This is a genomic window from Enterococcus sp. DIV1368f (assembly GCF_051712245.1).
Taxonomy (GTDB): Bacteria; Bacillota; Bacilli; order Lactobacillales; family Enterococcaceae; genus Enterococcus; species Enterococcus faecalis.
On record NZ_JBIOON010000001.1, the window covers coordinates 1631967 to 1647255 of the forward strand.

A 15289-nucleotide genomic window follows, 5' to 3' on the forward strand; every position below is an offset into this window, starting at 1 on the left:
TCCTGTCTTACTTATTTTGAAATAACACCTAACGCAGACAATGCGACACAGACAATTAATACGATAAAAATGGCTTTAGTAGATGTCATATTCTTTTTACCTAGCATCCAATAAACGCCACCGACAATTCCTGCAGGAAGTAGACGTGGTAAAATCATATCCAAGTTATTTTGCATGTTAAGTGTTACATCCCCAATACTTGGTGCCCATGATAGTTTGACATTAACCATCGTTGCCACTAAAGCGCCAACCATGAAGACCCCTAGTAAAGTTGCAGCGTCTGTTAAGGCAGTTAAGCGGTGTTGCATAGTTGTCACCAAAGAAATTCCTTCGCGATACGCAAATTCCAATTGTTTCCAACGGAAGACCATCACGGCAATTTGAGCAACAATCCAGATAAAGATACCAGTTGGGTTGCCATTAATCGCCATGTTGGCAGCTAGCGCCCCAAAAATAGTTGGAATTAAAGCGGCGAAAATTGAATCCCCAATTGCTGCAAACGGTCCCATTAAACCAGTTTTCAAACCTGAAACTGTTTGTTTTCCAGCAATGCCTTCTTTTTCTTCAATGGCCAAATCGATCCCTGTAATAATCGTATTAAAGAAGTTTGAAGTATTGAAAAATTGCGTGTGTGTTTTCATCACTTCTTTTAATTCAGGCGTATCATCCCCATAAATTTTACGCAATTGTGGCAAAATCGTATACAAGTAACCTGATCCTTGCATTCTTTCGTAGTTCCAACCTAATTGGAAAGTAAACAAGCTTCTGCGATTAATTTGTTTAAAATCTTCTTTCGTCAATTTATAATTAGATTTCGTCATCTTCAATCTCTCCTTCGTCTGAATCATTCGCTGCATGTTCTTTTTTGGCTGCTGGCCCACTCGGAATCATTTGACCATTTTTGTAGCTAATTGCGGCTAAAGCGAAACCAATTAAAGCAACTGCTAACATTGGTAGTGCGTTAAATACACCACTGAAGTCTTTCACAACGCTCGCAACAGATGTTCCTAAAAGTTGCATGTTTGTAAAGATTGTTCCTAGTAAAGCAGTTACAGTGAAACCAAGAATTAAATAAGGGAAATGTTTTTTCACTGGTAAGTAACGTAGTAAAATTGCAAAACCGACCGCTGGTAAGACCGCCCCAGCAACAGACAAGCCATCACCTAACCATTTCAAATCGCCATTTAGGACAGATACAACTTTTTGTACTAAACCACCACCAAAAGCAAGTGCTAAGAAGACTGGAATCATTCGAGAAAGAGACCAAGGTAAGGCACCCATTAAGAAGTTACGTTCAATTCCTTTATAGTTCATATCTTCGACCATTTTATCAATCCGATGTGCAAAGTAGGTATTCGCAAAACGAGCCAAAATGTCTAATTGAATCATTAAACTAGCAACTGGTACTGCAATAGCAGCGATTGCTTGTTCAGGGTTCATTCCTAAAGACACAGAAAATGCTGTGGCAAGAATCGTGCCTGAGTTAGCATCAATTTTGGAAGCACCCCCGAAAGTCCCAACTCCTAATACAGTTAATTGCATACTTCCACCAATAATAAGTCCTGCTTTAATATCCCCCATCACTAATCCTGCAAAAAGACCTGCAAACACTGGCGCACTTAATGAAGAATAAATTTGTAATTCATCTAAAATTTGGTATCCTGCGTATAATGTTAATAATAAGATCTGCCACCATAAGATATTCATTTTTTGTTCCCTCCTATTTTGTTATCAAACTCATAAAGTCTTCCGCTTTGTCACTTGGCACCATTTGAGCAATCAGATGGACGCCTTTAGCATTTAACTCTTTAAAAACCTCAATATCTTGATCGACCACATTGATTGACTTAGTAATCGACCGTGTTTCGTTTGTTTGTGACATGTTCCCAACATTGATTTCTTTAATCGGCACCCCAAGTTCTACTAGTTTTAATAAACGATCTGGTTTCCGTACCACAATTAGTAAACGTTGTGAGTCGTATTTTCCTGCTAAAATATTTTGAGCAGCTTTTTCAACTGGTAACACGCTTAGTTTCACGCCAGCTGGTGTTGCTAATTTTAAGCCACTTTTTTCAATGGCATTCCCTGCAACCTCATCATCAACGACCATAATTCTGGAAATATTCAATTTTGTCGCCCATAAATTTGCCACTTGTCCATGAATCAAACGTCCATCAATTCTTACGCCAATAATACTCATTGTAATCCCTCTTTCATTTCTTTATATAGTGGTTCTTTTACTAACTGAATTTCTGGTTGGTACGTTCCTTCCGTTTCAAAAATGACGATCTCATTTTGCCCTTCTTTTAACAATCCTTTGGGAATATATAAGGAAAGCGTCGGACCAACATTCCAGAAACGACCAAGATTGGTTTGGTTAACAAAAACAATTCCTTTGCCGAATTTAGAAACATCAATAAATGTATCTTTCACTTCTGCTAACTCCACATGATACTGGTAAAAGCTTGGTTGATCAGGTTGCCATTCTCTTGAATAGTCTACCTGTTCACAGCTTGTCATAGGTAAACAATATTGTTGCCATTGCGTCATAAAATGTAAATCTGCCATGACACCCGTTCGAATCCCTTTTTTCTGAGTATCTGCAAATAATTTGTGCCCGTAATTGACACGACCCATATTTTCCATTAAAACATCGATTTGATTATTCTCTTGCGGCAGTGTAACGTAAATATCTTTGCCAATTTCCGTTTGATATTGCGTTGCTTGATGTACCTGATTGACAAATAATTGCAGACGATCACGACCGTCAATCACTCTTAGCTTCTCTTCTGCAGCATCTTTTTCAATGCTTGTTCGGTAAAGAAGATAGCCTGTATTTTGTCCTAATTGTTCCATGGTTTGCGGATAAACGCTAATTACTGGCTGACTAATCGTTTCTAAGGTTGCAAACAAACTCACTTTGTTGGTTAAAGGAATTGCTGTTTGCGCAAAAGATTCTTTTACTAATGGCTCAGCTTGTGGTAACGCAGGATACTCCTCGTGAAGCATTTTTTGTAACGCAAAATACTTTTCGGTTGGGTTCCCTTGTTCATCAAGTGGCGCATCATAATCATAGGAAGTGATTTGTGGTAAATCAATGGTTCCTCGTGCGGAGCAGCCATTCATAAACCCAAAATTGGTGCCGCCATGAAACATATATAAGTTGATACTGCCTAATGCTAATGCTTCTCTAACTGATTCAGCCAATTCTTGCGGATCTCGTTTAATAATTGGCTCTTTCCAACGATTAAACCAGCCATCCCAAAATTCCATACACATTAACGGCCATTTTTTACCATGTTCTTCAAAAAAGGCTTGCATCATACCGAAATTTTCTTTGGCTTTTGAGCCAAAATTCCCAGTTACTAAAATATCATCTTCAATCATACTGCCTGCCCGCAATGTTGCGCGCCATGGCCCGTCAGAAGTAAAAAATGGTGCTGTCACGCCACGTGCAATCATCAAATCGCGAATCGCCCGTAAATACGCTTTTTCTTCGCCAAATGAACCATATTCGTTTTCGATTTGAATCATTAAAATATTGCCACCGTTAGCAAGTTGATGCGGAACAATTTTTTCCATTAAAACATCATAATATTCCGCGACATGCTTCAGATAGGTTGGATTATTCGAACGAATTCGTCCTGGTTCATTTAATAGCCATGCTGGAAAACCGCCAAACTCCCATTCTGCACAAATATAAGGAGACGGCCGCACAATCGCATATAGTCCAAGTTCTTGTGCTAATTTTAAAAAGCGCTCCAAATCTAATATTCCCTCAAAATGAAATGTTCCTTTTTGCGGTTCATGTAAATTCCATGGTACATATGTCTCAACTGTATTGAAGCCTAAAGCTTTCAAGTTATAAAGTGAATGATACCAATCTGAGGGATCTACACGAAAATAATGAATGGCGCCTGATAAAATTTTAAATGGTTGACCATTTAAAAGAAACTCCTCTTTAATTTCAAATCTGTCCACATTGCCACCCTTTCTAGTAAACGCTTTCAATTGCTGGATAATTGCTAAATAAAGAAACCTCTTTATTTAGCAATTTCAACTACTTGGATGTTCATAAGATGTTTCTTCACGTTCTCTACGTCTACATGCCCAGTCGTTCTTTCTTGGGCATTAGACATTCCAGCTGCCATGCCCCATTTTAGCAGTTCGGCAGCTGGGGCATCCTTGGCTAGTCCATATGCAAGACCAGCAATGGTTGCATCTCCTGAACCAACAGGATTTTTAGCGTGAATCGTTGGAATTTTTACACGATAGAATTGATCGTGATGTTTGGCAATTGCACCATCTTTTCCTAAAGATACGACAATCCATTCAATTCCAGCAAACATTGGTTTTGTTAAAGCTGTTTGCACAGCTGCTAATGGATTTTCTGAAAAATCTTGCTCTAGTAATCCTTCTAGTTCCTCTAAGTTAGGTTTAATTAAATACGGTTTCCATGGTCCTTGAAGAACTTGTCTTAAACTATCACCAGAAGTATCTAGTAGTACTTTAACCTCTTGTGCTTGAGCTTTTTGAACTAATTCTTGATAAAAATTTGATGGTAATCCTTTCGCTAAACTGCCAGAAATTGTGACAATTTCTGCTTGCTTAATTAATTGATCGAAATTTTCAAGGAAGTCGCTGATTTCTTCTGGGGAAACAGTTGGTCCAGCTTCTAAAATTTCAGTTTGATTCCCTTCGTGCAAAATCGCAATCGAATCACGCGTTTCTTCTTTGATTGACGTAAATGCTTGGGGGATGTTTGCTTTCTTTAACTCGTTTGCAATAAACGCCCCATGAATACCACCAAGAACGCCGGTAGCTATAACATCTCCACCTAAATCATGAATAACGCGAGTGACATTTAGTCCTTTGCCACCAGGAGTTTTGGTCACCTGACTGGTCCGATTAACGGTATCAAGCTTTAGATGATCTAATAGGTAGGAGATGTCAATTGACGGATTCATTGTTACTGTTACTATCACAGCTATGCCTCCCAATTACCCTTCGTTTACTTGAACTTTCGCATGCCAAGAGCTGGCGGTTGCTGCGATGACTTCATTTAAACTTTCAATGTTTTCTCGGCCTTCTGTTTTTAACCAATCACAAGCCGCAGTTTCTCCTGCTTCAACGAAAGGTTTCACGCCATTTTTCCACGTAGCACGGCCACATAAAACACCATTAAATGTTGAACCAGCTTCTTTAGCGAAACGTAGTGTTTCTTGGAATAGCTCTGTTGAGACACCGGCACTTAAAAAGATAAAAGGTAAATCAGTGGCTTGACTTTGTTCTAAGAAATAATTCGCCGCTTCCTCTTTTGTATACGCTGTTTCAGCCGGCGCAAAACCTTCTACAAAATTCATATTAACTGGAACTTCCACTTTCAATACATCTACTTTATATTGGGGTTTAGAAAATTCTTTCATCATTTCATTCACTTTATGCGGTTTAACTTTTGCATATTCTAAAGAAGTCGCATCTGCTATTTGTGCATCGTAAGAAACTAATTCTAAGTAAAATGGTAGGTCTTCTTCTGCACATTCACTTCCTAAGCGTTCAATGAATACATGTTTTTGATGATTGATTTCTGGATCCTCATCCACATCATAGTAGAGTAAAAATTTAATCGCGTCTGCGCCTTCTTCTTTCAAGCGTAAAACAGACCAATCTGCTAGTAAATCAGGCAATCGTCCCGGAGTTGTTGCATCATAGCCCGTTTTTTCATAAGCGAGTAACAATCCAGCCTCGGTATCGCGTGCTTTTGCAGCAGGCAATCCATATTCTGGATCCAATAAAATGGCGGACGCATAAGGTGTCAATTCTTTCGAGACTAATTCTTTAAACGTTTCAATTTGTGCATCAGTTGGCTCTACATCTAGTGCTTTGATCATTTTTTTCAAGGCACCTCGTTGATCAATGGCTAATGCGCTAATGATTCCTTCTTGGGTTGACAAACGATCCATTGCCGCTTTTTTTCCAGCTGTTAACGTAAGCATAGTTCCTCCTCCAAATGTTGTATTATTTATAGTCATAAATCGTTACGCCTTTAACCACACGATTCACTGTACCTGTCGGTGAAGGGGTATCCGGTTTATTTCCAACTTTAATAGATGTTAAAAGTGCGACTGTTTGGGCTACCATGATATCTGCTAATGCTAAATAGCCATCAGGTAATAGAGCAGTTTCTGCGGAATATTCAATAGTTGAACCTGAGAAATTACGTTTGCCAGGTTGAGCAATCGCAAAAACACCCGCCGCAATTTCGTCACCGTGAACTTCTTCTAAGATATCCAAGTCATAATCTCTTGTGTATGGTGTATTATTAACAAAACCAAACATTATTGTTTTTTCATTAATAAATGATTTTGGTCCATGACGGAAGCCCATAGAAGAGTCAAAAATTGTGGCAACTTTGCCGGCTGTTAGTTCTAAAATTTTCAATTGCGCTTCTCTTGTCAAACCAGCTAAACTTCCAGAACCAACATAAACAATGCGTTCAAAATCAAGGTTAACAATTTCATTTAATTCTTCTTCACGGGATAGCACTTCTTCACCTAATTTAATTAGAGCGGTTACATAATCTTGTTTTTGCTCAAAGGCTGTTTGATCAAAGAGTAGTAATGTACCCAAGGTCATGCAAGAAAAGCTACCAGTCATCGCAAAACCACCATCATTGGAACGTGTTGGCATTAAGAATAAAAAGCTGTTTTCTTCTTTTTGGCTTATTTGTGCCAGTTGTCCTTCTTCGGCACAAGTGATCGCTAAATGATGAATTGTTTCAACCACTTGATTAGCTACTTCAACTGCCGCTAAACTTTCAGGACTATTTCCACTTCTTGCAAACGAAACTAACAATGTTGGTTCGTCTTTAATCAGATAATCTTCTGGTTTGGCCACAATATCCGTTGTCCCAATACTTTCGAATGAAAAGGCTTGTGTGTCGCCGTGTGCTCGGAGATAAGGTACAACAGTATCACCGACATATTGCGAAGTCCCTGCTCCTGTAAAAATTACTCTTGTGCGTTTTCCTTGCGCTTTGGCTTGGACTTCTTTTAAAAAGTTTTCCAAAGCTGTTTGATTTTCATGATAAAGTGTCACGGTTTCTTGCCAAAGCTCAGGTTGCTGACGAATTTCACGTGTCGTGATTTCCGCTCCTAGTTGTTCTAGTTCTTCTTTTTCTGCTGTAAACATACTTAACTCTCCTAACTATTCCGAATATGGCGTATCTGATAATGAAATTGGTCTGCTCGTGCCACACTCAACGTAAATTCAATAATTTCATTTTTCATGTTATATGTCTGGCGTGCTAAATGAAGGACTGGCGCTCCTTCTGGAATCATCAATAATTTGGCATCTTCTTTTGACGCAATGCTAGCGTATAATTCTTCATCAGCTAAACGAACGGTTTGCTTAAAATCTTCCGAAAACAAATCATATAATGGTTTGCTACGTAGTAATTGATCCGTGAGTGATAAGAAAAATTTCACAGGCAAGTATGTGTCTTCAACCATTAATGGCTCGTTATCAGCAATCCGCAACCGACTTAATTTAAAAACTGCCTCTCCTAACGACAGATTCAAATGCTGACAAATAAATTTATCCGCTTCCAATTTTTCGAAAGATAATATACGGGTATGTGGTTTTCGGCCCAGCCCTTTCATTTGTTCTGTAAAACTATATGCGCCAGCTAAATCAGCGGCCTCTTTTTTTATATCTGAAACAAATGTTCCTTTGCCATGACGACGATAGATGGAACCTCTATTTTCTAGTTCTTGTAGCGCTAACCGGACCGTCGTCCGACTCACTCCATATTGTGCAGTCAATTCACGTTCAGAGGGCAACTTGTCATGAGGAATCATGCATGTTTCGATTCGTTCCTGCAGTAAATCGACAAGTTGATGATACAAAGCTTTGTTTTTAAAGGCATTTTCCATAACTTTCTCCTTTACCCTAACTGGTTATAACCACAAACCAATAGTACGGTGGTTTTTTTTATTTTGTCAATAAAAAGTATTAATAAATATCTTCATACCGCTATAACCTTGAAATGATAACGTTTACATTTTTTTATTTTTCTTTATTGTAATATTTTTTTCCTCAAGAAATCATTTTTTTATAAAAAACCATCCTTAAATATGATACCAGTTGCTGGCTTTATTTTAAATAGACAAAAAAGAGTATGAGACAAAAATCACTTTAGATTTTTGTCTCATACTCAAAATCTGAAAAACAGTTCGATCCCGACTTCTTCGTTTCTATTGTTTGGTTCTGGCAACAACTAACAAGTAACTGATTTTACGAAATCCATGACAATATTCATTATTGAGCATATTCAATCCTTCTACTAATTTTCGTATAAGATAAATATTGATTGAATGTGTTGACACAACGAAAGGCCGTCCTATTCGCATATTGATCATAATAACGCTTGGTATACCACTGAAATTCTTTCGTCCAAGGTTTGACATGACCAGTAAAGTGGATAATGGATGGTGCTCTTCTCGTTTCGTCATATTGTCTTTCTCCATAAATAGTTGGATGTTTTTTCGCTTTTGACAGAATATAACCTTGGGCGTTCCACTTAGGATGCAACAGGGTCCAACGGTCGTGTAAAACCGCATTCAATGCATCTTGATCATGGAAACGTAATTTATCTGGATTTTCTTCAATAAATCTTAAGACTTTAGTGGTTACATCTAAATTCAACCATTTTTTAACATCGATTAGCAACAAGCCTGAGTTAAAATAACACATAGATTCTGCAGGAATCGCCATTTTTTCCAAACGTTGATGGAACCCTGCATCTTCAACAGCGGCAATGATATTTTCACCTAAATCAACTGTCCATAATTTTGCGACATCATCTAAGGCAATCATGTCACAATCCATATACAACAGCCGTTCGATCTGGCTTATTCTAAACAGCTCTGGAATAGCAATCCTGTAGTAAGCTGTTTTGGGAATTCGCTCACTGGTTACAACATTTTTGAAAAAATGGGGGTTGATTTTTAAAAATGTTAACTCTGCATTGATTTGGGTATGTTTAATCGTAAAATACAGTAGTTGCTTGCTTTCAAAATTAATATTGTCATCAATCACATAAAAATGAACAGCTGCCGCTGAAGGACTATTTTCTAAAATTGAAACAAACATAGCAGCAAGATGCGGTACAAAGTTGGTATTGCAACAGGAGACAATCGCTAATTCTTTTCTATTTTCCATTTCTTGCACCTACTTTCTTTAACTTGTTTAGATAAAGAGCTGTATAAGGATGATTTTCTAACGTATTCCAGGGTTTATCGTGACCAGTAAAATGAATAATCGCTGGCTCTTGATTTCCCGCTGCATATAATTTTTGATAGGCTTCATTAGGCGCTTCATGACGATTAAAAACTAAAGACGTCTGCATATTCCATCTTGGTTCTAGAGCTAGCCAATCTTCATAAAGAACAGCGTTTAAAGCATCTTGATCATGATAAACTATGCGGTCCCCATTTTCTTCTAGATACTGAATTGTTTTTTGAGTGATTGCTTTCTCGTTCCATCGGTCAATATCAATAATCATGACTCCTGAATTAAAATAATAATCGGAGGAATGGATGCCCAAACGTTTCAAGGCATATGCTTGACCAGGATCGATAACCGCACCAATCGTTTGGTTCACTAATGGCGTATCATACAACTGGACAATGTCATCTAAAACCAGCGTATCTGCATCTAAATAAAGAACCTTTTTATAGCTATATTTTTGTAAAAGTGACGGTAAAGAAATGCGTAAGTATGCGGTCGTTGTAATATGATCACTCACTAAAAAATTTTGATAAACTTCTTTGTCTGCTGTTAGAAATTCAACAGTCGCACTTTGTGAGTTACTACTAACCGTTTCTCGGAGTTCTTTTTTGCTAGATAGCGACAGCCCATCATCAATCACATAAAAATGAACAGGTCTCTCCGCATGACAATTTTCTAAAACAGTTGTCATCATTACATTCAAATAAGGAGCATAATTTTCGTCTGAAGCTGTCACAATTGGCACAATCTTCTGAGTTTTTCTCATCAAAACCACTCTCCTCTTTTATTTTTATAGCTAAGTTCCTATTTAGAATAGGCCCTGAAAAACTTATCTGCAAATCATATGCTCATTGTTTTATAATATAATTATAATAAAAATATATTTTATGGCTATAAAATAATATTTATGAGGGAACAAAAATAAATAATAGACCTCTAATTTAGGGATATATTAAGAAAAACCAAACTTACTTAATACTATCACTACTATTTTTTTACTTCGGATAAAAAAACTGACTACTCAGTTAAATAGTCAGTTTTTTGTTTAATAATCTTTAGAAATATTCTCATTTTTAAGGTTTAACTTCTGATAACCGCCATCTAACATTTCCTGAGTATCGTCCTGGTACAACCTTTAAAGGATCAGCTTTAAAACGAAAATAGAGATCATAATCATTGAGACTTTTAGTTACATCCTTACCCTCTACTTCTTGCTTTAGAATTAACTGTTCATCTTTGGTTAATTGAAAAAGCAATGTTTGAGTATTCTTTTCAAAAAAACAAAGAGAGACCTCTTGTCCCCAGCTTTCTAGTTGTTCAACGATAGTTGCTAGTTGTCCGCTTAATTCCCAAGAGTAACTACTTGTATTTGTAATTGTCAACGAATCATTCTCTGGTAAATTTTCTATTTTCATATAGAAATAACCATCTTCACGCTTCGTTTGAACTAATTCGTTGATTGTCAAAGTGTTTCCAACAAAAGCAGTAGGAACTGTAGTTAATTCTATAATTCCTTTGAAATCAATGGCTTGAATTTTGGTTTCTGATTGATTTCCTTCAGCATCTACTGTATACATACCTACGTAATACATTTTTTCAGGTTGAAGCTGTGAAGTTTCGCATTCAATAGTTGTTTCAAAATTCTCCGTTAAATTTTCTCTCGAAAGATGTGCTTTTTCAGTAAAAGTAGTCGTAGCTAATTCTTCTTCTGAAACAATAGGACTCATAAACAGTTTAGTGGACGTAGAATTTTCATCTTCAATTTGAACAGGAAGGTAGGCCTTACGTTTTTGTCTTACAATTTGAGGAGACTGAGCTGCCTCCGTTGCAGAAGAATGACCAATTGTAATTGTCGGCATCCATTTCCCTGTTAGCTTGTAATAATGGGCAGCGGGATCACCGGTAGTCACTGGTTTAGAAAAAGCATTCCCAGAAAAAGTACTAGAAACAGGAACAGTTAAATCCAGCAGGCTATTTATTTGAACGAGCTTATTTTTCACTTTGAAATAAAGACCATACAACGTGCCTCTTTCAAGTTCCGACAATGTAATGACTATTTTGTCTTTTTCTCTTGTAAAAGGAAGTGCTTGTCCTCCCGTTGGTTGAGCGCCTGTCCCAATTTCTTGAGCACTCCCGAAGTAAACCTTATTCTCCAGCACTTCAAAGTTATCTGGGAGTGTCATTTGGATCCTCGTCCCGGCTTGTAAACGAAGTAAATCACTTGTTTGTAAATAATCAATCGCTGTCATATACGTGATTTCTTGACTTCTGTCGACAGAATGAACTTCGTTTTGAGGAATCCCAGTGTCTGCTAGCAATTGGTTATCCGCTGATTGTGCAACACCCGTACGTAATTGCAAATCTACCAGCCCTTCCACATTTGTAAATGAAATAGCTTTTGCTTGTGCATAGCCCCCATTTGCTCCAGTAAACCCAAAATAAACACGTTTATTTTCATTTAAGCCTAAGTTATTTTTAAACTCCGTATCCACAGGAATCGTAATATTTAAGGCATAATCAGGAACAGAATAGGTAAATGTTCCCGCTTCTCGTTTAAATTCCACGACAAATTTATGCCAATTACTATCAGATAAATCTGCCACTCCTTTTTCATTTCGGTGATGAAGGACTTTGTCAATCTTAAAAATACCATCTTTTGTATAGGAAGTTTCTGCCCCTGGATAAGCCCAGGCAATATGATGACCTTTGGAACTTGTATCACGATCCATCATGCCATCGTTTGCAATAAGATTACTATTATTGTTATAGAAAGTGTCAAATTCAATCGCCAAACTGTTAGGAATTGCCCCCTTACTTAGTGGTGTAGAATCTCCTGTGTTTGCCCATACTCCAATCGTTGGACCAGTTTCTGCGGCTATTGCTGTCGGACCATTACTTTGCATAACAAATGTTAATCCATCACTATCATTTGTTACGTTTTCAATATAAAAAGCCATCTCAATTTTAAAATCATTTGTAAAACTCACTGGGTTATTAAACCAAACTGCCCCACTAGAACTCGGTGTTGTATCATTAATCTGAACATAGCGGTGATTTTCAGATCCACTTGGACTTCCCGCTTTTCCTACCGTCGAAATCATCGTTTGATCAATTGGCAATGTCTCAAACGCTGGTTCAATAATCTCTGCTAACCCTTCACTGGGAAGGAAAAATAGACCACCAAAGAAAAGTAATACACAGGAAAGTAAAAAAAACAAGCCGCCTAATTTGTTGGGCTTCATTCTTGATTCACCCTCTTTTTATTTTTTAATTGGTAATATTTCCAAAGCAAGCCCAGAATTGCTAGTAAAAACACAAATAGCATTCCAACTAAAATTGAAAATATAATAGATTCATCTTTCTGTTTGGCAAAAAAGACTGTTTTTTGATTAATTGCTTTCGCTTGAGCAGCAGAAACAGTAAACGAGTCATCGAATACCCAGTTGCCTTTTGAGGAATGAATTGCGATATGAACATTATATGTTCCAGATTTTAAAGTTTCTTCCTTTAACTCTGTTAAAATTGGCATCAAGGAGTTAGGAGCAATTTGATAGTTGTTTGCTTTTTTCGCACCAATTATTTTTTTATTTGTTTTATCATAGACAGTTGTCTCAACGTTTACCATACCAAGTGCGGTAGGCTGGTTGTTTATCAAGGTACTTTTGATAACTACAGTATCATTTTTTATGACGGGCTCAGTTTTGTCAAAAAGTAAATTAGGCTCAGGCAGGGAACCCAAATCGGTGCGTAACCTGACACCGATTTGGGTTAGATATTTTGCCTGAATCATTGAATGCATTGCTTTTTCTTGGTTTGGGGAAGTAATTGTTTCAAAAGCAAAAGCACCTAACACTTCACCAGTAATTTTTTGTCGTTGACTGTCTAACTGAAACGAAACTTTTTTACTTTCAGAAGGCTGCAGACTTATGATTTGTTGTTTTGGTTCAACAAATTGAGTAAATGACTGTCCCTGATACATTTCTGCAGTTTCACGGCTTTGATAAGCAATTATGCCCGTAGATGTCGTATAACTGTTTAAGGCACTCGCTTTTACTTGCAATGATTGTTCAGATGTATTTGTAACTAGAAGAGTCAACGTTTGTTTATTTTCCTGAAGATATAAATCAAAATATGTAGCTTCTGATACTTGATTTTCAGGATACTCGGGTGTCACAGTAAAAGCGGTCGTTTCCGCCTCTACAGACAGTACTTTACTATTTATGCTAAAAAATATGCTACATAATGTGAAAAAAAATAACAAAAAAGTAGTGTTACTTTTAACCGTCATGCTCTCTCCTCCTAACAGCCAAAATTTCAACTCTATTGTTGAGCCATTTAACTTACAGACAAAATATTAAATTTTTTTGTCTAGATTGCTTCATTCAGGGGTATAAGCGTTTGTTAACACCCAAGTAACCGTCCCTCTGTAGCGGCCACTATTAATATTTTGTTTAGGAAAAGTTAACGTTGTGTTTGATAAATCAAATTCATTCGCTGCCAATCCAGTTGTTCCGTTTGCACTAGCGACAAGTGTCGGCTCAGTCGTGCCAGCATCAATTGTTGTCGTAGCAGTAACTGTCGCATCACCTTTTGCACGTGTAGTTGCTAAATTTAATTTCGCAGATTGTAATTTTACGTTATTTTCATTTTTAATATCTGATAGTTTTAACGACAACATCCAGCCGGATTCGTTTGGCCCTCGATAATCAGATACTTTCGTTATCTCTGGTGTTCCAGTCAATGTTTGATCAGATTCCGCAACATCTTGAATCGTTAGCTCTCCAAAATTAAAGTTAGAAACTGCATCTAAATTTAAGATTCCTGGTTGAATTGTCAAAGATGCTTCACTTGTCAATTCAGCTGTTGGGTTCGCTTCAGCGGCATATGAATTGATTGCGCCACCTCCCAAAGTTACTCCCAGTACTGCTATTGTTGATAAAATACTTTTTTTCATCCTATCCCATCCTTTTTAAAATTTTCAAAAAATGACCTTAACTACCTAAAAGATAATTAGCCTGAATTGGAGCATAACACAAGATGTTTTTCCTTTTTAAAAAAGATGTACTATAAGTCATTTTCATTAGAGAAAGACCTTTCTATGATGGTATAATAGGGAAACAGAAAGAAACTTTCAGAGACCAAGGAGGGAAACTGGCGTGTATGGTCAAACAATCAGAAAAATTCGAAAAGACAAAGGGTTAACTCAAAAAGATGTTTGCCAAGGAGTTGTGACACTGAGCTATTACAGCCGAATTGAACGAAACATTAGTATCCCTACCATCGATATATTTATGGAGATCATAAAAAATTTGAATGTTCGATTAGAAGAATTTATGTATATTCACAATGGCTATCAGAAAGCTTTAAAAGATCAGACTTGGTTTGAGATTACCGAACTTTATCATGCAGGAAATATGAAAGGTCTTGAGGACTATAAAACAGCGATTTTAACTGGAAAACTGCCACACGAAGAAGAAATTACGATTCAATTAATTAACCTGTTTATTTATCGTTTGGGCGGCAATGTCGTTGCCGAAAATATAACAAATATTGTTCAAAACTTGATGAACTTAGAGAACTGGACAAGTAGGGAAGTCACGATGTTCATTACGATTATGGACGAAATTCCTATCGAAACTTTGTTAATTATTGTCAATCGATTGCTCAAAAAAAGAAATCTTTATTCTGCTTCTGATGGCTACAATTCTCCATATAGCAAAATACTCATCAATACCATCCTTCTCTGTGTAAACAACAAGTATCTCAACGAAGGGCTAAGTTATTTGAAACAGTTTCGAGCAATGTTAGAAATTCGAGATTTATACGGAAAAACAATGGCTTTATTCTTAGAAGGATTGCTTTGCTATGCCAAAGGAGCACAACTTGCGGGTACAAAAAAAGTTAATGAGGCCTTTCAAATTTTTCATTTATTAGAGATGGATAATTTTTCTCGCAAATATCAGCAATACTTTGAGTATATTAAAACTATCTATTAATA

14 protein-coding genes are annotated in these 15289 nt (G+C 37.0%); 1 reads left to right on the forward strand and 13 read right to left on the reverse strand.

The window, feature by feature from the left end; genetic code table 11:
- Positions 1 to 11: 11 nt before the first annotated feature.
- The 13 genes from IGL07_RS08150 to IGL07_RS08210 all read right to left on the reverse strand — a co-directional run bounded on the left by IGL07_RS08150 (position 12) and on the right by IGL07_RS08210 (position 14245).
- Entirely contained in the window at positions 12 to 821 is an 810-nt protein-coding gene (locus IGL07_RS08150; protein WP_002357254.1) for a PTS system mannose/fructose/sorbose family transporter subunit IID, read from the reverse strand.
- Positions 808 to 1707, reverse strand: a complete 900-nt coding sequence (locus IGL07_RS08155; RefSeq protein ID WP_002357253.1) for a PTS mannose/fructose/sorbose/N-acetylgalactosamine transporter subunit IIC — start codon at positions 1705 to 1707, stop codon at positions 808 to 810. Before IGL07_RS08155 ends, IGL07_RS08150 begins: the two co-directional genes overlap by 14 nt.
- Positions 1708 to 1720: 13 nt before the next feature.
- Positions 1721 to 2200, reverse strand: coding sequence for a PTS system mannose/fructose/N-acetylgalactosamine-transporter subunit IIB (locus tag IGL07_RS08160; RefSeq protein WP_002361968.1), 480 nt, complete (start codon positions 2198 to 2200; stop codon positions 1721 to 1723).
- Positions 2197 to 4011, reverse strand: coding sequence for a glycoside hydrolase family 35 protein (locus tag IGL07_RS08165; protein ID WP_195526148.1), 1815 nt, complete (start codon positions 4009 to 4011; stop codon positions 2197 to 2199). Before IGL07_RS08165 ends, IGL07_RS08160 begins: the two co-directional genes overlap by 4 nt.
- 32 nt (positions 4012 to 4043) lie before the next feature.
- Positions 4044 to 4985, reverse strand: a complete 942-nt coding sequence (locus IGL07_RS08170; protein ID WP_438747279.1) for a hexose kinase — start codon at positions 4983 to 4985, stop codon at positions 4044 to 4046.
- A gap of 15 nt (positions 4986 to 5000) precedes the next feature.
- Entirely contained in the window at positions 5001 to 5996 is a 996-nt protein-coding gene (lacD, locus tag IGL07_RS08175) for a tagatose-bisphosphate aldolase (protein WP_002357245.1), read from the reverse strand.
- A 22-nt stretch (positions 5997 to 6018) separates the two neighbouring features.
- On the reverse strand, positions 6019 to 7191 hold the full coding sequence (gene agaS / locus IGL07_RS08180) for an SIS domain-containing protein (RefSeq protein ID WP_002357242.1): 1173 nt from the start codon (positions 7189 to 7191) through the stop codon (positions 6019 to 6021).
- Positions 7192 to 7202: 11 nt separating this feature from the next.
- On the reverse strand, positions 7203 to 7934 hold the full coding sequence (locus IGL07_RS08185) for a GntR family transcriptional regulator (protein WP_002360115.1): 732 nt from the start codon (positions 7932 to 7934) through the stop codon (positions 7203 to 7205).
- A gap of 385 nt (positions 7935 to 8319) precedes the next feature.
- On the reverse strand, positions 8320 to 9222 hold the full coding sequence (locus IGL07_RS08190; RefSeq protein WP_010817379.1) for a glycosyltransferase family 8 protein: 903 nt from the start codon (positions 9220 to 9222) through the stop codon (positions 8320 to 8322).
- The gene (locus IGL07_RS08195; RefSeq protein ID WP_010817380.1) at positions 9212 to 10057 is read right to left on the reverse strand and encodes a glycosyltransferase family 8 protein; all 846 of its coding nucleotides are present in this window, start codon (positions 10055 to 10057) and stop codon (positions 9212 to 9214) included. The genes IGL07_RS08190 and IGL07_RS08195 overlap by 11 nt, the downstream gene beginning before the upstream one ends.
- A gap of 307 nt (positions 10058 to 10364) precedes the next feature.
- Positions 10365 to 12533, reverse strand: coding sequence for an L-type lectin-domain containing protein (locus IGL07_RS08200; RefSeq protein ID WP_195526147.1), 2169 nt, complete (start codon positions 12531 to 12533; stop codon positions 10365 to 10367).
- Positions 12530 to 13579 carry a DUF3324 domain-containing protein gene (locus IGL07_RS08205; RefSeq protein ID WP_010817382.1) on the reverse strand — a complete coding sequence of 350 codons (1050 nt, stop codon included), beginning with the start codon at positions 13577 to 13579 and terminating at the stop codon, positions 12530 to 12532. The genes IGL07_RS08200 and IGL07_RS08205 overlap by 4 nt, the downstream gene beginning before the upstream one ends.
- Before the next feature lie 90 nt (positions 13580 to 13669).
- On the reverse strand, positions 13670 to 14245 hold the full coding sequence (locus tag IGL07_RS08210; protein ID WP_002377203.1) for a WxL domain-containing protein: 576 nt from the start codon (positions 14243 to 14245) through the stop codon (positions 13670 to 13672).
- A 202-nt stretch (positions 14246 to 14447) separates the two neighbouring features.
- Between IGL07_RS08210 and IGL07_RS08215 the strand changes: the two genes are divergently transcribed.
- A complete protein-coding gene (locus IGL07_RS08215; protein ID WP_010817383.1) occupies positions 14448 to 15287 on the forward strand; it encodes a helix-turn-helix domain-containing protein in 840 nt (279 codons plus the stop codon).
- Positions 15288 to 15289 lie beyond the last annotated feature (2 nt).